A 23,637-nucleotide genomic window follows, 5' to 3' on the forward strand; every position below is an offset into this window, starting at 1 on the left:
ACCGGAGGGAGAGGGGACACAAAAGCGACCACGGGAAACGGAGAAGCAGGACGAAGGACAGGGGGCACCCCGCACGGGGCGGGCCCGTCCCGGCGGAGCATTCCTTCCGGCCCGACACCAGAGGTACCGCGCCGAGCGAGCCGAACGCAACCCGCGCGGCCACGACTATACATATCGGTCACGCCCCTCCGCATTCGGCAACCGATCGAATTCCATTCGGAAACACGGACGCAACATCGGACGCCGGACGGCTTGTGCGGAACACGACGCAATCCGGGGGCCGCTTCCACGTCGCCGTATACCGGTGATATCTTTACCGTCGCTTCAGGCGCATGTGGCAAGGAAGGGGTCGGGCATGCTGTTTGACCCCCAGAAAATGGGCGACTCGGCACACGGCTTCGTCAAAGTGGTGCTGGGGATCGACCTGCCACGGGCCAGCGCACCGGCCATGCGCGCCGCCTCGGAGGTCTACGACAACCTCGACCGGCAGCTCAAGGAGCTGTCCGACGTCATGGACGTCACGCGCGGCCGCATCAGGCGCAACTTCGGCGGGGCGGCCTCCGACTACTACGACCGGTCCCTCGCGGCGTTCACGCGCGGGGAGAAGGACTACCTCGGCAACGCGGCGAGCACGAGCCGCATGCTCTCGACCGAGCTGCGCAAGGCGGCGGCGAACGTCGACTACATGGTGGCCATGGTCTGGGTGCAGGTGGCGCAGCTCATCGCCGAGATCACCTGGGCCATCGCGACGGCCAAGTTCACCTTCGGCGCGTCCCTGAAGTGGATCCCGGTCTTCAAGGCGATCCGGAGCCTGGCCATCCGGCGGCTCATCGCCTGGTTCCTCTTCACGGTTCCCAGCCACCAGATCGTGAGCCAGGTCTTCGCGAGCTTCGGCGCGCTGATCCAGCGCGTCCAGATCGCCAACGGCGACCGGGACGGGTTCGACCAGACCCTGCTGCGCGACGCGCACGTGGGGGCCGTGATCGAGGGCCTCGTCTCCGCCGGGATCTCCGGGGGCATCGGCGCCTTCATCAACAACGGTTTCGCGACGACCTTCACCCGCAACATCGACGACCTGCGCGGCATGCCCGACCCGGTACCCCCGCCGCCCGTCAGGGAGGGCGCACCCGAGCCCGCACCGCCGCCGCCCGTCAGGGAGGGCGCACCCGACCCCACACCCGCACCCCCGATCAGGGAAGGCGCACCCGAGCCCGTGCCCCCGCCCCCGGTCAGGGAGGGCGCACCCGAACCCGTACCCCCGCCGGTCAGGGAGGGCCCGCCGGACCCCACACCCGCACCCCCGATCAGGGAGGGCACACCCGAGCCCGTCCCCGCGCCCGGCACGCTCAACGACGACCTCGCCGACCTCTTCACCCGCCACCGGGACGAGATGCTCGTCCCGTTCCACCCCAACTCCCCCACCGGCGCCCGGGCCTGGGACAACGCGGTCGAACGGAACGTGTTCCGGACGGAGGTCGCGGACGTGTTCCAGCGCGCCTTCGCCGAACGCCTCGGGACCGACCAGGCGAGGCGGCTGGGCGACGACTACGCGGACACGCTGGTCCGCTCGTGGGGTGACCCGGACCTGGGCTCCCACCTCTCCCGGACGATCGGAGACCGGCTGCCCCCGCCCCTGCGCGAGCACCTGTCCGACGTCCCGCACAACCTCGCCGGCTCGCTGCACCAGAGCATGCAGGGGTTCCTGCCCTACATGCGGGGACTGGGGCTGGGCGCGGGGACCGGCGCCGCCGAGGGGTTCCTCGGCGAGGGCCTGGGCAGTGCCGCCAGCGGCCAGGGGTTCACCGTCACCCCCTGGTCCGCCACGTCCGGCGCGACCATGAACACGGCCCACCAGCTGACGACCGACTCGGCGCTGGCGGGCATGGACGCGCTCAGCGGTCCCGGCGGCACCATCCTCCCCCCCGACCTGCCCCCGCCCCTGGAGCCGGAGCGGCCCGTCCGGGGCGAGGAGGACCCGGCCCGGGGCGAGTCCCCCGCGACGGGACCCGCCGCCGGCAACGACGGCGGCGGGAGGCCGACGCCCGCCCGCGGCCCGGTCATCCCCGAGATCACCCTCGTCCCGCCCGCCGGCGAGGGCGACGGGGACGGGTCCGCGGCGAACGGCGCCGACGCGCACCTCCCCGGAGGCTCCCCCGACCCGAACTCGCAGGACCGGGACGCCCCGGCGACCCGACGACCGGACGACCGCGCCCCGGACGGGAACCCTCCCGAACGGGCCGCCGACACCCCGGACACGCGGGCCCCCCGGGACCGCGACCCCGACGGCGCGGACCGCACCGGGGACCGGGACACCCCGGCGGCACGCGGGCCGCAGCACCGCGCCCCGGACGGGAACGACGGCGCGGACGCGCACCGCACCGGCGACACCCCGGACCCGAACGCCCAGGACCGGGACGCCCCGGCCGTCCGCGGACCCCGGGACCGCGACCCCGACACGGCGGACGGCACCCGGCCGGTCGCTCCGGTCCCCTCCCGGGAGCAGGGCGCCGACGAACCGCCGGCGTCCCCGGCCGCCGTGGCCCCGCCGTCCCCGGCCGGCGCCGACCGCACCGCACCGCCGCAGGGCACGGCTCCCCCCGGCCGCCCCTCGGGTGAGGCGGGCCAGCAGTCCCGCCCGGGAACGCAGGAGGCACCGGGGTCCCGTCCGCAACCGTCCCCCGCCGGGGAGACCGGCCCCGGGCACAACGGCTCCCCCGCCACCGTGGAGTCCCCCGCCCCGGCCGACGGCCGGGAGACGCCGGCCCCGCGGACGGAGAGCGCGGAGGGCACCGCCGCCTCCGACGCCCCGGCCACCGCCGGAACCGACCGTCCGGGGACGGACGCGCCCCCGGCTCCGCCGGCCGCCGCCCCCTCCGCCGCGGACCGGAGCGGGAGCACGCCCCCGTACTCGTTCGACGCCTCGCTCAACCCCGTCGACGGCGCCCCGGCCACCCGGGACGACGCCGACGACACCGACGGCTTCGACGACGCCTCCTCCGTCGGCGACACGGACTCCGACACGTCCTCCCTGTTCGACGACGCCGCGTCCGACACGTCGAGCCTGGACACCGCGTGGTCGGACACCGAGGACGCGCCGTTCGCCGGGGCCGACGCCCCGCACCCGGCGGCCAAGGACCCCAAGGCCCCGGAGGGCGTCCCGGACGCCCCCGGCGCGGTCCCCGCTCCCGACATCCTGGCCTTCCCCGTGACCGAGGGCGGTCCGGCGGGGCGCACTCCCAACGCTTCGGCCCCCGCGGACGGGTCGGCCCCGTCCGCGCGCCCCTCGCCGGCGGCGGACCAGCGGCCCCCGGCCGCCGAGCGCACTGCCCCGCAGGCGCCCCCGCCCGGCACGGCCGCCCCCTCCGGGGACCGCCCCGCCGCCCGGGACACCGGGGACGCGGACACGGCCCGGGGGCCCGGGACCGAAAGCGACGCCGCACGGGACCGGGGCGGCGACGCCCCCGCGGTCCGCTCCGAGACCGGCGGGGAGCCCGCCACCGGGGAGGCGGCCCGCGCCGCCGATCCGGCGGACGCACGTGCCGAACGCGCCGCGGACCTGGTCGCCGAGGCCCGCCGGCACCTGGGCGACGGGGACCTCGCGCGGGCCCGGGCGGTGAGCGCGGACATCCAGGGCCTGCTCTCCCCCCGGTCCGGCGACGACGCCGGGCAGAACCCCTCCGTGCGCAGGGCCCGCACCCTGGCGCTCGGGCTGGTCTTCACCCTGTCCGACCCGGCGGACCGGCGGGCCCCCGCCGACGGGGGCACCTTCCCGGCGGACCGGGCCGAGGACGCCGCCACCCTCCTGGCGGGCGTCGAACGCAACCTCCGGGACCGCAACGACCCGGTCCGCGCCCGGCTCTGGCTCCCGGGCGGCCTGCTGACCACGCAGTACGTCCGCGACACCCTGCCCGCCGCACCCGCGGCGAGCGCCACGGAGAGCGGCCCGGCCCCTGCGCCGCGCACCGCGGACGCCCCGCCCGCCGCGGCCACGGCGCCCGGCACCACCGGCGGCGCGCCGGTCACCACCCAGAGCACCGACACGGACACACCCGCGGCACGGCCCCCCGCCGGACCCGCCGGAACGGACGCGCCCGCGACGGGGAAGGGAGCGGACGCCCCCGGGGAGGTGCGCACCGGCCCCGCCGCCTCCGGGACCGACCCGCGCGCGGACGCCCGCGCCGCGTCGGTCCTGGACCGCCTGCCCGAGCTGACCTCGGCCCTGGAGGCCGGGAACGCCCCCCGCGCCCGGGCCCTGGGTGCCGAGTTCTGGAGGCTGCTGGGCCCGGTCGGCGGCCCGGCCGCGGAGAACCGCTCCGTCCGCGAGGCGCGCACGCTCGCGCAGGCGCTGGTGTACGTCACCTCCGACCCGTCCGATCGCAAGCGCCCCGTGGACGCCGGGGCCCTGCCGCCCGAGCGCGTCCGGGACGCCCAGACCCTGGCGCGCGGCATCGGCCGCCACCTGCGGGACCGCAACGACCCGGTCCGCGCCCGGCTCTGGCTGCCCGGCGGACGGCTGACGACGGACTACGTCCGCTACGCGATGCAGGACCCCGCGGACCGGGGACCCTCCCCCTACGGCGCCCCGGCCCCGGCCACGACCGTCAACATGGCACGGGTGGACGGCGGAGGGATCACGACGGACACGGCGGGGACCTCCGGCGGGTCCTCCGCGCCGGCGCGCACGGAGGACACCGGAGCGCGCACGGAGGACGGGGACACCGGGACACCGGCGCTCCTCTCCCCCTCCGAGGCCGGGTCCGTGGCGGAGCGGGCCCACCGGACGGCGGAGAACGCCCTGGACCTGGCGCGCGGGGCCGCCGAGCGGGTGTCCGCGGCGGCCCGGACCGCGACCGACACCGCCACCGGCACCGCCGACGCCGTGACCGCCGCGGAGCAGGCCGCCCGGGCCCGCGAGGACACCGCCCGCGCGGCCGGCGCGGCACGGGACGCGGCGCGCCTGGCGGCCGAGGCCGCCCGCGGGACGGCCGCCGCGCTCGACCGCGCCGGGCAGGCGGTCCGCGAGGCCGCCGCGGACACGGACGCCCACCGCGCCGCCTCCGACGACGAGGCCGCCGCCCGCACCCGCCACGAGGAGACGGTGCGGCTGCGGGAGGAGGCGCAGCGCCACGCGCGGGACGCCGACACCGCGCTCCGCGACGCCGGCACGACCGCGGACGACGCCCTGACGACCGTCTCCCGCCGCGTCGCCGCCGAGGCCGGGCGGACCTCGGCCGCGGCGGAGCGCGCCGCCGCGGGGGCGGCCAACGCCCTGCGCGTCACGCGCGAGGCCGCGGACCGGGCCGCGCAGGCCGCACGGGACGCGGCCGGGGCCGCCGCCACCGCGACGGCCGTCACCGCGGCCGAACAGGGCATCCGGGAACGGGAGGCCGCCGCCACCGGGGCGGGAGCGGTCCGGGTGGCCGCGGACCAGGCCGCGGGGTTCGCCCGCCGGACCGCCGCGTCGGTCGAACTCGCCGGACGGATCACCCGGGCGGCCACCCCCGGCACGGACGCCCACCGCACCGCCTCCGACGACGAGGCGGCCGTCCGGTCCGGCCGCGACGGTGCGGACCGTCGGCAGGCCGAGGCGCGTGCGCTCGTGGCGGAGGCCGCCACCGCACGCCACGACTCCACCGCCGCGGCCGTCGACGCGCTGACCGCCGCCGCGGACCGGGCCGCGTTCGACTCCGCGGGGACCCGGATCGCGGCCGACGAGGCCTACCGCCGGTCCGGGATCGCCGAGAACCGGCGCGCACGGGTGGAGGAGGCCGTCCGCGCCGCGGAGCAGGCCGACGCCGCCCGCCCCCGGCGGGTACAGGACGTCCGGGACGCGGCCGACAGGGTCACCGACGCCGTCCGGCAGACCCGGGAGACCGCGGACGGGGCCGGGCGGGCGCGTGCCGCCGCCGAGTCCGCCGCCGGTCCCGCGCGCGTCGCCGCCACCACCGCGGCCCTCGACGCGCTCGGCCGGGCGGCCACCGCGCTGCGCGCCGCCCCGGACGCGGACCACCCGGCGGCCACGAGGATCGGGGCGGACCTGCGGCGGACGGACGCGCTGGTGGACGGCGCCCGCGACCTCCTCGGGCGCACCGCGCAGGACCTCGCCGACGCCCGGCGCCACGCCCTGCGCACCGAGGAGTCGGCCGCGCGCGCCGAGGCGCTGCTCCCCCGCGACCTGCCGTCGGCGTCCCGCCTGCGCGAGAAGACGGGTGCGCGGTACGACCTGGACTACCTCGTCACCTCGCGGCTGAGCGGCCCCGACCGCCTGTTCACCCGGGCGGTCCACCAGGCGGTCGCGGACATCGTCGGCGCGCGGATCACCGACCCGCCGCCCGGCCTCCCGCGGCTGGTCGACGCGGCCCTGAACCGGGTGGCCCACGAGCACGGGATGTCCGCCTTCTTCGTCCCCGGGGGCCGGGAGATCACCGTCACCGACCCCGGGGCGGACGGCGCCGGCCCCCGGTCCTGGACCGTCCGGGTCTCGCTGGCCTCCGACGACCCCGCCGGGTACCGGCACCTGGACGTCGGGCACCGGGAGTCGGGGGCGCCGCTGGAGTCCCGCGAGGAGGAGCGCAGCCGCTCCACCACCACCGGCGGCTCCTCGTCCTACGACCCGCGCCGCGTCCTCGCGGCGCGCTTCACGGGGAGCCCGCTGCTGCTGGGGGACGTCACCGGGTCCGCGGCGGGCCCGTGGGTGACGGTCGGCGGCAGCTTCTCGCGCGGACAGCGCGCGGCGTCCCAGGGGGGAACGACCGAGGCCGCCTCCAAGATCGAGTACTCGACCTTCGCCGCGCCCGAGTTCTACGCCAACGACCTGCGGGTGTGGGCCGAGGTGACCGCACGGCCGGAAGCGGGCGGAACGGACCCCGGGACGGACGGCGACGACGGCGGGAGCGGCACCGGGGAGGCCTCCGCGCCCGCCGTGGACCTTCCGGTCGGCTCCTCCGTGATCCGCGACGGCATGGTGTTCACGCTGGCCGGCGAGGTCCAGGCGCGTCCCGACGAGATGCCCGGGCACATCGACCTCGCCCCGGGCGCCGGCGGGGAGGGCGGACCGGGACACCGGCACCGCGGCCTCGGCCCCCTGGGCGGCCTGCCCATCGCCGTCCACAGCGTCACGCCGCGCACCCCGGCCGGGTCCGGCCCCGCGCACACCGACCTGGGCTCCTGGATCGCCGACCACCTGGTGTCCGACGCCTACCGGCTGAACCGGCAGGCGAGCAGCGACAACGCCGCGGTCCAGTGGATGAAGGACGTCACCGGGCCGGGCACCGGCCAGGACATCGGGCGGTGGAAGCAGGAGGTCCGGGCCGTCCTCGACAACGACTCCCTTCAGGAGTACCTCCCCCACCTGGACCGGGGTCCGGTCACCGTGAGCGTCTCCCACCCCCGCCTGGGCGAGGTGATGATGGAGTTCTCCGCGACGCCGCGCGACTACCGGATCAAGGACCACGGCCCCCTGATCGACGACGCGACCTTCAAGGAGAGCATCAAGGACGGCACCAGCCTCTCCCAGAGCCGCAACACGAGCTTCACCCTGACCGGGGGAGCCGGTTTCGGCATCGTGGCCGAACTCCCCTCCGGCGGCACGCTCCGCGTCAACGCACCCCACGTGGAGGCCACCTGGTGGCAGTCGCTCCACTCCGAGAGCCACAACACCTCCGGATCGGGAGAGCACCGGTCCCTGAGCCGCTACGTCTCCTCCACGGAGAAGTTCGCCGCCTACGAGTCCTCCCACGAGCTGTCGGTGCGCATCCAGGGCGAGACGGAGCCCCACCGCTTCACCGTCACCGGTGTGGAACTCCTCCCCGGCGAGACCGCGGCCCAGCTGGACCGGGCGGCCCGGGGCGAGGGGGCCGCCGATACCGGGGGCGACGCCGAGCGGCGCCCGCCCTTCCCGCACCTGGACTCCGACAACCCCGTGCACTTCCGCGGGTCCCACTTCCTCGGCCTGGAGTGGAGCCGCCCCGCCCCCGGGGACGGCGGCGACGGCGCGGGGCCGGCCGGCCGGGACTCCGACGGCACCGGGGAGGACGGCGGCCCGGACACCTCCGGCGGACCGGCGGCCCCGGTCACGTCGGACGACCGGCGCGGCGTACTGGAGCGGTACCTGGACGACGTACTGGCCGGGATCGCGCGCGAGCACCCGGGCCTGGTCATCCCCGAGCTGGCCCGCGACCGCGACACCTACGCCCGCAGGCCCGGACGGGAGGAGGCCTCCTACTTCGAGCGCTCCTTCCGTGAGCGCTGGGGGTTCCGCCGCTCCTACGACGTCGCCTACAAGAACACGATGCTGGTGCGCGACACCCTCCAGAGCACCCTGGGCAAGGACGACCTCGAAAGGCTCGCCCGCCCCGGGGAGGGCCTGCCCGTCCGGCTCCGGGAGTCGGCGACGGTCGACCCGACCCTGATGGCGAGGCTGAAGGAGTTCTTCCGCCCGGACACGATCACCGTCCGGCTGCACGCGGAGTTCGGCCGGCTGTCCCACGGCGGGCCGAGCACGGCGGAGACCGGGCTCCGGGTGCGCGGAGCCGCCTCGGCCTCCACCGAGTCCGCGACCGGGAGCGCGTTCACCCTCGCGGTCTCCGCCGGCTCGGGCATGGTGCGCTCGGCCGAGGGCGACGCCCGCGGGCTCGCCCGGCTGCTCGGCGGGTTCATGGCCGCGGTGGGATGGAACCGGGTGAACCACTTCGACGCGGCCTACGGACTGGGGCACAAGTCGGACGCACGCCTGTTCTTCCCCGAGGGCTCGGACCGGTGGAACGGCGAGGTGACCCTGAGCGCGCGTCTGCACGGCTACGACGCCGACGAGCAGGCCTACGGCACCGACGGGGGCACGGACCTGCTGGACCGGCCCCTCAAGGCGACCTACTCCCTGATCACGGCCACCACCGTCGGCGACAACCTGGTCTCCGCGGAACCGGCGGCCGGCCGGGCCGACGGGGAGGGGTCGGCCCTGACCCCCGACGAGGCGCGGGAGATGCTCGACCCCCGCCCGGGGCGCCGCGCCCCCGCCGAGGAGGAGGCCCCGGAGACCGGGGACGGCACCGGCACGACCCCGGCGGAGGGGACCCGGGAGGCGCCGCGGACCGAGTCCGGCACCCCGCCGGCCGAGGTGACCGACGCGACCGGCGAGACCGGCGAGACCGCCGGAACGGAGAACGGGCCCGCCGCCGGCCCGCCCGCCGACAACACGCGCGTCCTGCTGGACAACGGCGCGATCATCGAGCACGTCAACCCCCTGCTCCAGGAGGCCGGAGGGGCCGAGGGCGCGGGCCCGGTCCGCAACCTCCTGCGCCGCACCTTCGACACGTTCTCCCGTCCGCGCCGGTTCTGGTCCGACGGAGGGCTCAGGAAACTGTCCTCCTTCCTGGACGGCGTCGGCGGCGCGACCCTGCTGTCCAACCTCATGTCCCCCACCGCGGTCGCCTCCGACCCCGCCTCCTTCGCGGAGTCGGGCCGCCGCAGGCGGATCGAGGTGCCCGGCACCTGGCTGTCCCCCAACGACATGCGGGCAACCGGGGTCACCAAGGTCACGGTCGGCGAGATCACCGACCTGCGGCTGACCAAAGCACAGGTCACCGTCCAGTCCGAGACGTCCTCGACGGCGTCCGCCGCCGTCACCAGGATCGGCGGGTTCTTCGCCCGGTTCACGGGCTACGCCGGAGGGACCACCAACACCATCGAGGAGGGCGGGGCCGACTCCGGCGCCGACCGCTCCTCCGCCAACGGCATCGTCCCCATGGCCGGCCCCTCCCACAGCCGGAGTTTCCTCCGCCGGGGCGAGACCAGCGACTCGGGCGTCTCCTCCGCCTCGGGGCTCCTGCTGCTGCCCAGGTCCGCGGCCGTCTACGCCTTCACCGCCGCGGGCACGATCGCGCAGGCGTGGGAGTTCAAGAAGCACCGCGGCCTCAACTTCCCCCACTGGTGGACCCACCGGTACTCCGGGTGGAAGGCCCGGGTCTCCGACCTCGTGTCCGGCTACATCACCGCCCGCGACGCCGAGCAGACGGGCATCGTCACCGACGCCGTCACCCACGGCGACGACGGCGCACCGGAACCCGCGACCCAGGCCAACCCCGCGCCGCCGCCGCACGCCCGCGTCCGCGCCGGGTTCGACAGCGCGGGCCGCCAGGCCCTGCCCGTCGACCCCGCCCACGCCGTGGACACGCTGGAGACGCGGCTGCGCACCCACGGCCTCACCCTCAGCCGGGGCGGCAAGGAGCGCCTGCTCGTGACCCTGTCCGAGCAGCTGGGGACCGCGACGGACGCGCTCCCCCCGGTCCCGGTCAACGTGGTGTCCACGGACCGCAACGCCCACTTCTCCAAGCCGGCGCGGGTCCTGGTGGACCTGGCCAGGACCGCCCCCCGGGTCGACTACGTCACCTCGGCCGCCGCCACCATCGAGGCCCACTCCTGGCAGGCCGAGCACGCGCACGAGGACTCCCGTCACAAGTCCAGCACCACGGGCGCGGACTTCCTCCCCTGGCAGCCCAGCGGCATGAACGGCGGCGGCGACCGCCCGGCGGACAGCAGCCTCATGCTGGCCTCGCCGGCCGCGGGGGCCGCCGCGGCCCGGAACGGGTCCCAGTCGCGGTCCTCGGCCTCGGAGACCACCCACACCATCGTGATGGAGTCCTCCGGCCCCTACGTGAAGGTGTCGCAGGACGCGACCCTGACCCTGACCATCGAGGTCGACGGCGACGGGCTGGTGCCCACGGCGGGGGTCCGCGAGGGCGGGAAGGCGCCCTACCTGGAGCACAAGCGGGCGGTCGTGGAGACGGTGACCGTGGACGGCGGGCGCATCCGCACGTTCCACCTGGGCTCGTCGCTGGACCTCACCCCGCCGGCGGCCCCCGCGGCGCCCCTGGACACGGTGCCCGCGCCGCCCCCCGTGACACCCCGCGCGGGCGACACCCTCGCCGGCGCCGTCACCACCGCCACCGGTGAGCTCACCCCGCCCCCGGCCGCCCTGCGCGACGCGGTCATCATGCCCACCGCAGTCCACGGACCCGACGTGCGCGACACCGCACTGCGGACCATCGCCACGTCGCTGGGCTGGAAGGCCCCCGCGGCCCCCGACTTCGGCCCCGCCCCGACCGCCGAGCAGCTCGACCGGATCCGCGCCCACCACACCCGGGCCGCCGACGACGCCCGCCGCCACATCGCCGACCACCTCGAACTCGACCCCCGCTACACGCCCATCGACAACTCCCTCAACCCCGTCGCCCTCAAGGGCCTGCTGTCGCACAACCTCGGCCGCCCCTCCGGGACCGACATCCTCCGCATCGGTCGCACGCAGTGGCGCGTCGCCGCCACCCCCGACTTCACCGGCTCCCGCATCGTCACCGCCCGCCCCGACGCCCGGCTCGTCCACAAGGAGGCCCAGGGACAGGGCATCTCCCACGGCCGTTCCCAGGGCGGCGGCACCACGGCCACCACGGCCTTCCGCCCGACCGGCCACCACACCGTCGACGCCGACGACAACAACCGCACCGCGATGCTGACCGGCTCCGGGGAGGCAGCGGCCCGCACCATCGGCGGCGACTCGCCCACGGGCGACGGCCTCGCGACGGGCGAGCCCTCCGAGGTGGAGCGCCAGCGGCTCGGCACCGCCTACCTCGTCGAGTTCGACACCACCTGGACCGTCGGCGCCCGCACCGAGGAGAAGGCGTTCTTCGGGGGGACCACCCCCCGGCAGTTCACCTCCCACCACACCGGCAGGGCCAGTGCCTGGATCTCCCGGAGCGACGCCATCGCCCTGGGCGTCCTCACCGCCGAGCAGGCCGACGCGGCCGAGGCCCCCGTCACCGCCGAGTACGACGCGGCCAAGGCCATGGCCGACGCCGAGGCGGCCTACACCGAGGAGCGGGCCAAGCTCCCCGCCCTGGTCAAGGCCTACCTCGACGCGCACCGGACCCACGCCGCCGACGGGGCCGCGGCCGACCGCGCCGCCCTGGACGGCGCCCGCACCGCCTACGAGGCCCAGGACACCGCCTACCGGACCGCCCTGGCCTCCTACGAGCGCGCGATCACCGCCTGGACCGACGCCGTCAACGCCACCGCGGCCCACCTGGCCGGCATCACCCCGCCCGACGCCCCGCCACCGTGGGAGCGCCCCGGTGCCAACGCCCCCCTGGACGACCAGCTCCGCCCCGTGTTCGGCACCGGGCTCCGGGAGGCGCCGGCCGACGGTACGACGACGGTCCCGGCGCCCCCGGCACGGCCGTCCGGTTCCGGGACCGCGCCCGACCTGGCCGTCCTCGCCGTGACCGACATCGCCGGGGAGGTGCGCGCCCCCGAGGGGGACGGCGCCGACCTCGACGGCCTCGCCCGCGGCCTGGGGCTGACCGACACGGACGACCCCTCCGCCGACACCGGCGCGCGGGGGGCCGGGGAGATCCGCCGCCTGCCCACCGGGGCCGACGCCGACCGCTACGGCGCGCTCCTGCACGACCCCGCCCACAACCCCAACACCTTCGACGCGCTCCCCGCCGCGGCAAGGGACACGGTCTCCTCCCACACCCGGGACCCGTGGCTGAGCGGCTTCGCACGGCTGCGCCCGCTCGACGAGGCGACCGTGCAGGCCGAACTCGACCGGATCCGCCGGGAGAGCGGCGCCCACCCCGGATGGCTGGTCTACGAGGCCGGGGGCGGCCGCTGGCCCGACCTCGCGCGCCTGGAGCAGGCCGCGGAGCGGGGCGGCCTCGGCCCCGAGCAGGAACGGGTCGTCCGCGGCGTCCTGGACTCCGCGGACCCCCCGGCGGCGCTGGCCGCCCTCGCCGAGCGCTCCGGGCGGGCGGGCCGGATCGCCGAGTCCCTCGCCCTGCGGGGGGAGCCGGGCCGCTTCCCGGACGCCTCGGAGGTCCTGGCGATGGTCCGGCGCCTGGACCGCGCCACCGGGCGGCCCCTCCCCGGGGGCTTCGAGGCCGTGCACGGCATGTACGAGCACCGGCACCTGCTGGACGGCTCCGCCGACCCCCTCTCCCTCGCGGGCACCACCCACGTGGAGCACGGGTACCTGTCGGTCTCCCTGGGCACCTCACCGGCGGCGGCGGGCGGCGCCCCGGTCGACCTCATGCGGCTGGCCGTGCCGGAGGGCTCGCCGGGCCTGTGGGTGGGCGACCGCAGCGAGCACCCGAACGAACGCGAGGCGATCCTCGCCCGGGGGACCCGGTACCGGATCACGGCGGTCGAGCCCTGGGGGCGCGGCTACCTGTTCCACGCCGAGGTCCTGCCGCCCGCGCACGGCTCCGCCGGGGCCGCCGCGGCGGCCCCGGCGGGGATCGGCGGGGTGCTGGACCGCATCGACGACGCCCTGTCCGGGGAGGACGCCGCGGCGGCCCTGGAGCAGGTGCGCGGCGCCGCGGAGCGGCTCTCCGCCGAGGCCGCGGAGGCCGCCGCGGAGCGGAGCGCCGACGGCCCCGCCCGCACCGCGGCGCTGGACCGCCTCGAAGGGCTGCGCGACGCGGCCGAGCGGCTGGCGGACCGCGCCGCGGCGATGGCCGGCACCGCCCCGGAGGCGGTCGGCGCCGCGATCGACACGGCCGCGGGCATCGCAGCCGCCGCGGGGGGCATCGCAGCCGCCGCGGGGGGCATCGCGGCCCGCGGCGCGGCCGGGGCCGCCGCGGCCCGGGACGCCCTGCCCGGGCGCTCCGAGCCGACCCCCGAGGACCCGGACACGATCTTCGCCGCCGCGCGGGAGCGCGACTCGGCGGCCGAACGGGGCGCGGACGCCGGCGCGGCGCGCGAGAACGCCGAACGCGCCGCGCGCATCGCCTACGAGGCGGCGGAGTCCGCCGTCCGTACGGCGCGGACGGCCGGGGACCGGGCGCGCGCCGAGGAGGTGCGCGCCGTCGCGCGGGCGGCCGACGCCGACCGCGGCGCCGCCGTCGCCGCCGCCCGCGACGCGGCCGCACGGCACGACTCCCTCGTCGAGGACGTCAACATCGCCGCCGGCGTCGCGGTGGGCCTCGCCCTCGGCGACATGGCCGCCGCCCGCGGCGACGCCGCGGCGGAGGCCTCCGCCCTCGCCCGCGCGCGGGCCCTCGCGGAGCTGACCTCCCCCGGCTCCGGGGCGCGCATGCGGCTGGCGATGCGCCTGAAGATGCCGGGGATCGGCGCACCGGACGGCTCCGAGGCGTCCGCGGCACGGCCGCCGGGTCCGGGGGACACGGACGGCCCCGCGGTCTTCGCCGTGACCGACACCGGCGGGGAGGTCCGGGAGCCGGACGCGGGGGACGCCGTGATGAGCGGCGCCGACCTCGACGGCCTCGCCCGCGGCCTGGGGCTGACGGACGCGCCCGCCTCGCTCGCGGACGTGTTCCGCACCGCCCTCAACACGCCGCCCGCGCCCCCGGCCCCGGAGCCGCGGGACGGCACCCCGGTCCCCGAACCGAGCGCGGACGAAGAGACCACCGTGTTCCTGATGGAGCGGGCGGACCCGGACCCGGGCGAGGAGGACGGCCGCCTCCCCGAGCCCGCGTGGACGCGCGCGCAGGAGGCCGGGATGGCCGACCTCCTGGGGCTGGAGGACCCGGCCGACCGCGCCGCGCCGCTGCGGGACCCCGCCGCCAACCCGCACACCTTCACCGCGCTGCCCGCGGACCAGCGCGAGGCCGTCGCCGCGCAGGCGGCCACCGGCTGGCTCTCGTCCCTCACCTGGACCCCCTCGCTGGACGTCCCCTCCCTCCGGAGCAGGCTGGAGGACCTCACCTACGACGCGGGCGACAACGCCACCGGGGACGACCTCAACGGCTGGCCCCTCTACGAGAGGAACGGGAACCGGTGGCCCACGCTCACCGAGGTCCGGGAGCTCTACTCCGAACGCACGGGCTCGCACGCCTTCAACGCGCTCGCCGACGACGTCTTCCAGGCCCCCGACCCGGCGGAGCGGCTGCGGCACTGGTACGACAACGCGGACGAGGCCGGGGCCCTGGCCAAGGCCAACGGCGGCGCCTACCCGACGGCCCGCGAGGTCCTGGACACCCTGCGCACCCTGGACGCCGCGACCGACCGGCCGCTGCCCGGCCCCGTGGAGGTGGCCTTCGCGCCGGACGAGGGCCTGCACGGCCTCACCGGGTACGTCGAGGGCGACCCCTCCTCGCTGGTGGGCACCGAGCAGCGGGAGGCGGGATACCTGCCCGCCTCCCTGGACCGCTCCGCGGCGACCGCGGGCGACGGGGACGTCACCGTCCTGGTCCGCCTGACCGTGCCCGGGGGCGGGCGCGGGCTGTGGGTCGGCGACGGGGCGGGCACCTCCGACCCGTACACGCTGCTCCTCCCCCGCGGCACCGGCTACCGCGTCACCGGCGTCACCGAGTCGGACGGGACCGTGGAGATCACCGCCGTGGCCCTGCCCCCGCGTCCGCGACCGCTCGCGGACGCCCCGGCGGAGCCCGCGGCGGCCCACGGCGACGGGGAGCGCTCGGACGACGGGACCGGGGACGGCACCGGCGACGACACGGCCTCGGAGGCCTCGCTCCCGGACACGGACGGCGATGCCGGCACCGGCACCGGCGGCCGGGGCACCCTGGGCGAGGACGGCATCCGCCGCTTCGGCTCCCCCGGGGAGATCGACCGCCAGGACCGGTGGCTCAACGACCCGGCCGAGAACCCGCACGCCTTCGACACGCTCACCCCCGAGCAGCAGCGGATGGTCGACACCTACACCAGGTCCGCGTGGATCACCCGTGTCGCCCGCATCCGGCCCTTCCTGCCCCAGACCGTCATGCGCCAGCTGACGGAGTGGCGCTCGCAGTCCCGGGCGGAGGCGGCCGACCCCGACACGGCGCAGACCGCCCACGGCTGGGACCTGTACGAGGCCAACGGGCTGGCCTGGCCGTCGGTGGAGCGGCTGCGGCTGATCGCGGCGTCCCCGCAGCCGCCGCCCCCGCGGACCCTGGGCCTCATCCGGAACATCCTCGACGCCCCCGACCCCCGCGCCGAACTCCGCCACTGGTACCACAACGCCGGGTACGCGGGGGTCATCGCCCGGCTCAACGGGGGGACCTACCCCGACGCCGCCGCCACACGGGAGCTGTTCCGCCTCCTGGACGGCGCGGTCGACCGCCCGCTGCCCGAGGGCATGGCCGTGTCCCGCGGCATGCAGACGATCGACCACCTGCTGCGCACGACCGGGGGCACGGACCCCCGCGCCCTGGTGGGCACCGTCCACACCGAGCCCGGCTACATGTCCACCACCCTGGGCGACTCCCCGTTCAAGACGGACGTGGACGGGTTCCCCTACCTGCTGCGCCTGGACGTGCCCGAGGGGACCCGCGGCCTGTGGATCGGCACGCGCAGCCACGACCCGGAGCAGATGGAGCTCACCCTCGGCCGCGGCACCACGTACCGCGTCACCGGCGTCGAGGACCGGATCGACCCCGAGTCCGGCGGCCCGCAGACCGTGGTCACGGCGACCGTGGCCGCCCTGCCGCGGGCGGTGCCCGACCTCTTCTCCGAGGGGAGCACCGGTGAGGACGGCGTCCGCAGGTTCTGGAACGCGGAGCAGGCCCACTGGTACGGCCACCGCCTCCACGACCCGGCGTACAACCCGTACGCCGTCAACGCGCTCCCCCGGGCGCAGCACGACCTGGCCCGCGCCCTCAGCGCGCTCGCGGGCGGGTACGACCTCACCCGGACCGACCCGGACGGCACCCGGGAGCTGCTGGACTCCCTGCGCGCGGCCAGCCGCGTCACGCCCGCCTCCACCCCGGAGCAGCGACAGCGGATCCTCGGGTGGGAGCTGTACGAGGCGAACGGGTTCGCCTGGCCCTCCCCCCAGCGGCTGCTCCAGCTCCTGCCCGTGGAGCAGGGGCGCAACCCCGCACGGGCGCGGTTCATCACCGACATCCTCCGGCACGGCCCCCAGGAGGCGGCCCGCAGGCTGGAGCGGCTGTACGCCACCGCCGGGGACGCCGGAACCCTGGCCCGCGCGAACGGGGGCGGCTTCCCCTCCCCCGCGAGGCTGCGGGACATGCTGGCCTTCTACGACCGGCTCGTCCGCCGTCCCCTGCCCGAGACGGTCGAGGCCACCTGGTACCTGGACCCCGCCGCCGCGCGGGCACAGCTGAACGGATACGACCCGGCCGACCCCGCCGCGCTGGCCGGGAGCGAGCAGGCCACCCGGGGCCACACCGCGGTCGCGCTCAACCCGCGCCCGGCCGGCCGGGGCGACGGGGCGGGCGCGGTCGTGCGGCTCGTCCTGCCGGCCGGGGCGCACGGCCTCTGGCTGGGCAACGCGGGCACGCACCCGCAGAACCAGGAGATCGTGCTCCCGCCGGGGACCGCGTTCCGGATCGACTCCGTGGACACCTCCGGGGGCCGGCCCGTGGTCACCGCCCGGGTGCACGTGCCGGTGGCGGACGCCGCGCCGCCCGCCGCGCCGCCCGCCGCCGGGGCCGCTCCGGCGCCGGTCCCGGCACCCGCCGACGCGCCCGACGGGGCCGCCGCCGAGGGCGCGGACGACGGCGCCGCCGGGCCGGACTCCCCCCGTGCCGGGGACGGGCCCGGCGACGGGCGGGGGTACGTCGACGGGAACGGGATCCGCAGGTTCCGCACCGCGGCGGAACTCGACGCCTACGACCGCTGGCTGCACGACCCGGCCCACAACCCGCACGCCTTCGACGCCCTGGACCAGGCGCACCGGGACCGGATCACCGGCTACACGATCGAGGGCTGGCTCAACACCGTGGCCCGCGAGTCCATGGGACCGGACCAGGTCGGGACCGTGCTGGACCAGATGCGCCAGGACACCGTCGCGGGCTTCAAGATCAACCCCATGGGCTCGCGCGGCTGGGAGCTGTACGAGATGAACGGCCTGGAGTGGCCGACCCTGGACCGGCTGCGCGACCTCCTGGACCAGGGGCGCGTCCCGGAGCGGGCCGAGGGCTTCGTCCGGTACATCCTGGACGCGCCGGACCCGCGGGGGGAGCTGCTGCACTGGTACGTGCACGCCGGCGAGGCCGGGGAGATCGCCAGGTCGAGCGGCGACGCGTTCCCGACCCCCGAGCGCGCGCTGGAACACCTCCGGGTCCTGACGGAGGCCATCGACAGGCCGCTGCCCGAGGGGATCGAGGTGACCCGCGGGCTGGAGGAGCTGAACCACATCAAGGGGTTCGACGGCAAGGACCCCTACTCCCTCGTGGGCACCCTCCACACCGAGCGCGGGTTCATGTCCACGTCGCTGGGCGGCGAGCCGGCCGGGATCACGGCCCGGTACACCCACGCGCTGCACCTGGTCCTGCCCCGCGGCTCCCGGGGCATGTGGATCGGTTCGCGGAGCAGGTACCCCGAGGAGCGCGAGCTGATCCTCCCCCCGGGGACGACCTACCGGATCACCCGGGCGGGCTGGGGCGGCTCCCGGGGGCTGGAGGGCCTGTACATCGAGGCCGAGGTGGTCGTGCCGCAGCCGGGCGCCGCCCCGGCCCCGGCGGGGGCCGAGGGCTCCGCCGACCTGCACGTGTTCGCCGCGGAGACCGACACGGACGCCACGGTCACCGGTCCCGACGCGCCCGACACGGAGGCGGAGGCCGGGCTGGCCGCGCTCCTGGGGCTGGAGGACTCCGGGCGCGAGGACGCCGGGGACGACGCGTACGACGACCGGCCCCTGCTCGACGACTCCGAGTCCGACGACGACCGGCCCCTCCTGGACCGCTACGACTCCGACGACGACGGGCCCCCGCCGCACCGCTGGGACTCCGACTCCGACTCCGACGACGGCGCGGACACCGCCCCGTCGCCCTCCCCCGGGTACGGGCCGCCGCGGGACGGCGCGGACGGCCCCGGCACCGCGAACCCGGCCGCGGGGCCCGGTCCGGACGGCCCGGAAGACACGCGTACCCCGGACACGGACACGGACGCGGACGCGGAGCGGATGGCCGACCCCGCAGTCAACCCGCACACCTACGACGCGCTCCCGCCGGACCTGCGCGCCCTCGTCACCGCGCACGCCGGCAGCCGCTGGCTGAACGACCTCGCCCGGCTCGGAACCTCCGACCCGGCGACCGTCCAGAGCGCGCTGGACGACGTGCGCCGGAGCAGCCTGTGGCGGGCCGACGACCCCGACGACCCCAACGGGTGGGTGCTCTACGAGGCGAACGGCCTGTCCTGGCCCTCGCTCGGACGGGTGCGGGAGCTGTACGCCGCGGGAGCGGGCACCCCCGGCTTCCTGGCGATCGCGACCGACGTCTTCCGGTCCTCCGACCCGGGGCTGCGCCTGGAGCACTGGTACCGGAACGCGGACGAGGCGGGGGCCCTGGCCCGGGCCGACGGCGGCGTCTACCCCACGGCGGAGCGGGCGCTGGAACTCCTCCGGGACATGGACACCGCCGTGGACCGGCCGCTGCCCGGCCCGGTCGAGGTCTCCTTCGCACTGGACGTCGACCGGGACCTGACCGAACTCGACGGGTACGACTGGGACGACCTGTCCGCGCTGGTGGGCAGGGACCAGCGCGAGCCGGGGTACCTCCCCGTCACGCTGGGCGCCTCCCCCTTCACCACCGACCCGCGCGACACGCTGGCGGTCGTGCGCATGGTCCTGCCCGAGGGCGCCCGGGGCCTGTGGGTCGGCGACGGGGGCGCGACGGGCGACCGGAATGCGCTGATCCTGCCCCGGGACTCCGGCTACCGCGTCACCGACGTCCGGATCACGGACGAGGGGATGGAGATCTCCGCCGCGTGGCTCCCGGCCCGGGCCGTGCCCGCGGAACCGTCGGCGGAGGAGTCCGGGGACGGCGGCTCGGACGCCTCCACCGTCGTCGACGAGCAGTCGCGCCTCCCGGAGGGCGACGGGCGCGGGCACGTCGGCGACGACGGGTACCGGCGGTTCCGCTCCCTGGAGGAACTGGACGCCTACGACCGGTGGCTCCAGGACCCGGCCCACAACCCGCACGCCTTCGACACCCTGCCCGCCGACCGGCAGAGGATGGTCGACGTCTACACCAGGTCCGCGTGGATCACCCGCCTGGCCCGGATCCGCCCCCTGTCCCCGGCCGGGGTGGCGAGCCAGCTGGCCCTGGTCCGAAACGCCTCCCGGAACGAGGCCGGGCAGGCGGCGACGGTGGCCACCGCGCACGGGTGGGACCTGTACGAGGCCAACGGCCTCACCTGGCCCACCCTCGACCGGCTGCGCGAGATCCAGGCGTCGCCGGACCCGCTCCCCCCGCGCACCGCCGGACTCATCGGCCACATCCTCACCGCGCGCGACCCCGCCGCCGAACTGCTCCACTGGTTCCACAACGCCGGGTACGCGGGGGTCATCGCCCGCCACAACGGCGGGTCCTACCCCGGCGTCGACCGGGTCCTGGAGCTCTTCCGCCTGCTCGACGACGCCACCGGCCGCCCCCTGCCCGAGGGCGTGGCCGTCTCCCGCGGCATGCACACGGTCGACCACCTCCTGCGCGCGGTCGGCGCCCGCGACGCCGACGGCCTGGTGGGCACGGTCCACACCGAGCCCGGCTACATGTCCACCACCCTGGGGGACCGGGCCTTCAAGACCGACGCCGACCCCTTCCGGTACCTCCTGCGCCTGGACGTCCCCCAGGGTGCGCACGGGCTCTGGATCGGCTCCCGCAGCCACGACCCCGAACAGCGCGAGCTCACCCTCGCCCGCGGCACCGCCTATCGCGTCACCGGCGCCCAGGAGACGTTCGACCCGGGCACGGGCGACACCGTGACCGTGCTCTCGGCGGAGGTGGTCCTGCGGCCGGAGTCCTTCGCGGACCCGCTCTCCCACGGGTACGTCGACGCCGCGGGCGTGCGGCGGTTCCGCACGCCCGCCGAGGCCGACTGGTACGCGCACCGGGCCGTGCACGCGGAGGACGGCCTGCGCGGGCCGGACACGCTCCCCGCGCGGGAGCGCCGCGTCGCCGAGGCGTTCTCGGACACCCCGTGGCTGGCGGACCTGGCCCTGGTGCCCCCGGACGACGTGCCGGCGCAACTCGACCGGCTGCGCTCCATGAGCCGCACCGAGCGGCCCGCGATCGTGGACCCCCACGGCAGCAGCGGCTGGGAGGTCTACGAGGCCAACGGCCTCACCTGGCCCACCCCGGAACGGCTCCGGGAGATCGTGGACGCGGCGGAGCAGACACCCCGGACGCGCTTCCTGCGGGGGGTCCTCAGCATGGGGTCCGTCGGGGAACGGCTGGACGGGCTGTACCGCAGGAGCGGCCCGGCCGGGGCGCTGGCCGCGGCGAACGGGGGGACCTACCCCTCCGCCGAGGGCGTCCGGGAGCTGCTGGAGACCTACGACGCGGCGGTGGGGCGCCCGCTCCCCCACGCGATCGAGGCGACGTGGGTGCTCACCCACACCCGCGACCTGCGGTTCCCGGAGGGGTACGACGGGCACGACCCCGCAGCCCTGGTGGGGACGGTCCAGAACAGCCCGGGGTACACCACGGTCTCGGTGAACCCGGCCCCGACCGGCCTGGGGCACCCCGTGGCGACCGTCCGGCTCACCCTGCCCGAGGGGGCGCACGGGCTCTGGCTCGGAGCGGACGGCCCCCGGCCGTCGAACCACGAGATCGTGCTGCCCCGCGGGACGTCCTACCGCGTCACCGGCGCGGAGAACACCTCGCGGGGCCTGGAGCTGTCCGCCGAGGTCGTCCTGCCGGAGCGGAGCCCCGGGGCTCCGGGGACGCGGGCCGCCCCCGAGACCGCCGGGTCCGGGCCGGACACGGACGCTCCGGGCGGGACGCCGGAGCACACGGCCGACCCGGCCACCTCCGACACCGGGACCCCCGCCGCCGACCCACCCGCCGGCGACGGCAGGGGGTACGTCGACGACCGGGGCGTGCGCCGGTTCCGCACCGAGGAGGAGGCCGACGCCTACGGCCGCTGGCTCCACGACCCGGCCAACAACCCGCACGCCTTCGACACCCTCGACGAGCACCGGCGCGCCGACGTCCGCGGGTACACGGCCGACGGGTGGCTCAACGCGATCGTCCGGGACCGGCTCTCGACCGAGCGGATCCAGGAGTCCCTCGACCGGGTGCGGGAGTCCACCCTCTTCCAGACCGACACGGACCCGATGGCGGCCCGCGGCTGGATCCTGTACGAGCTGAACGACCTGTCCTGGCCCACCGTCGAACGGCTCGGGGAACTGCTCGCGCAGGGCCGCGTCCCCGAGCACGCCGAGGGCTTCGTCCGCTACATCCTGGCCGCCGACGACCCGCGGGCGGAGCTGGCGGCCTGGTACGCCAACGCGGGCGACGCCGGTACCGTGGCGCGGTCCAACGGGGGCGTGTTCCCCACCGCGCCCATGGTGGACGCGCTGCTGGAGCGTCTGGACCGAACCGTCGACCGGCCGCTGCCGGAGACCGTCGAGGCGGTCCGCGGCCTCCAGGACGTGGCGTTCCTCGACGGGTTCCGGGACCTGGACCCCTACGCCCTGGTGGGCACCGTCCAACGGGAGCCGGGGTTCATGTCCGTCTCGCTGGGCGGCCGACAGGCGGACCACCTCGCGGCCGAATCCGACCACGTCCTGCACCTGACCGTGCCCGCCGGCAGCCGCGGCCTGTGGATCGGCGAGCGGAGCGAGTACCCGGAGGAGCGCGAGATCGCCCTCGCCCGGGGGACCTCCTACCGGATCACCCGCGCGGGCTGGGGCGGCCCGGCGGGCGTGCGGGGGTTCCACATCGAGGCCGAGGTGATCGTGCCGCCGGTGCCGGAGGCCGCCCCGCCCGCGCAGCCGCAGCCGCAGCCGCAGGCCGGGGACGCCCCGGACGTCCAGGTGTTCACCGTGCGAACCGACACGGAGACCGTCGTGACCGGCCCCGACGACCCCGGCCTGAACGCCGGCACCGAGGCCTTCATGACCGCGCTCCTGGGGCTGGACACCGCCGGCGCCGAGGCCGCGGCGGACCCCCCGGCGACCGCCGCGCAGGACTCCGCCGGCCCGGCGTCCGCGACGCAGGACGCCGGGCCGGACCTGCCCGCCGACCGCCCCGGGCGGGTCGACCCCGACGGCGTGCGCCGGTTCGACACCGACGGCGACGGCGCGGGGTACGGCAGGCTCGTCCTGGGCGACCGGTTCCCGTCCCTGGCCCCCGAGCAGCAGAACTCCGCACAGGCCTACACGAAGAACGCGCAGTTCTACAACGACTTCTCCCGACACCCCGCCCCCGAGGGCGAGGTGCTGCGGCTGAGCGAGCACCGGTTCTTCGGCGGGTGGGTCGAGAAGTGGTTCGACGGGCACACCCCGACCAGGGAGAACGCCGGGGAGACCTGGAGGCTGCTGCGCGAGGGGATGGAGATGCTCGACCGGGCGATGGTGCCGGTCCCCGAGACGGTCGAGGTCCGGCGGTCGGTGTTCGGCGTGGGCTACATGGCCCCGCCCGGGAAGCCCTTCCGCGACCCCACGGACCTGATCGGCACGGAGTTCGTCGAGCGGGGGTTCCTCTCGGCGTCGCTGGGGGTCGAGACCGTGAACCGGACCGCGGCCTACCAGTTCCACCTGGCCGTGCCCGCGGGGCACCCCGCCCTGTGGATCGGCGACGGCAGCGTGCACCGGTCCGAGCGCGAACTCCTCCTGCCGCGCGGGACGCGGTTCAGGGTCGACGACACGCTCCAGGACCCCGGTACCGGGCAGTGGGTCCTGCGGGTCACCGTGCTCCCGTTCGCCCCGGCACCGTGACG

General features: G+C 77.0%; 1 protein-coding gene. It reads left to right on the forward strand.

Features of this window, described 5'->3' with window-relative positions:
- Positions 1 to 355 precede the first annotated feature (355 nt).
- On the forward strand, positions 356 to 23,635 hold the full coding sequence (locus tag BUE45_RS14990) for an ADP-ribosyltransferase (protein ID WP_143173364.1): 23,280 nt from the start codon (positions 356 to 358) through the stop codon (positions 23,633 to 23,635).
- Positions 23,636 to 23,637: the final 2 nt, after the last annotated feature.

Origin of the sequence: Nocardiopsis flavescens (assembly GCF_900141985.1) — a bacterium.
GTDB classification, from domain to species: Bacteria; Actinomycetota; Actinomycetes; order Streptosporangiales; family Streptosporangiaceae; genus Nocardiopsis; species Nocardiopsis flavescens.

Coding starts and splice junctions, on each gene's coding strand:
- BUE45_RS14990 (WP_143173364.1), top strand. CDS start 356: ATGCTGTTTGACCCCCAGAAAATGGGCGACTCGGCACACGGCTTCGTC.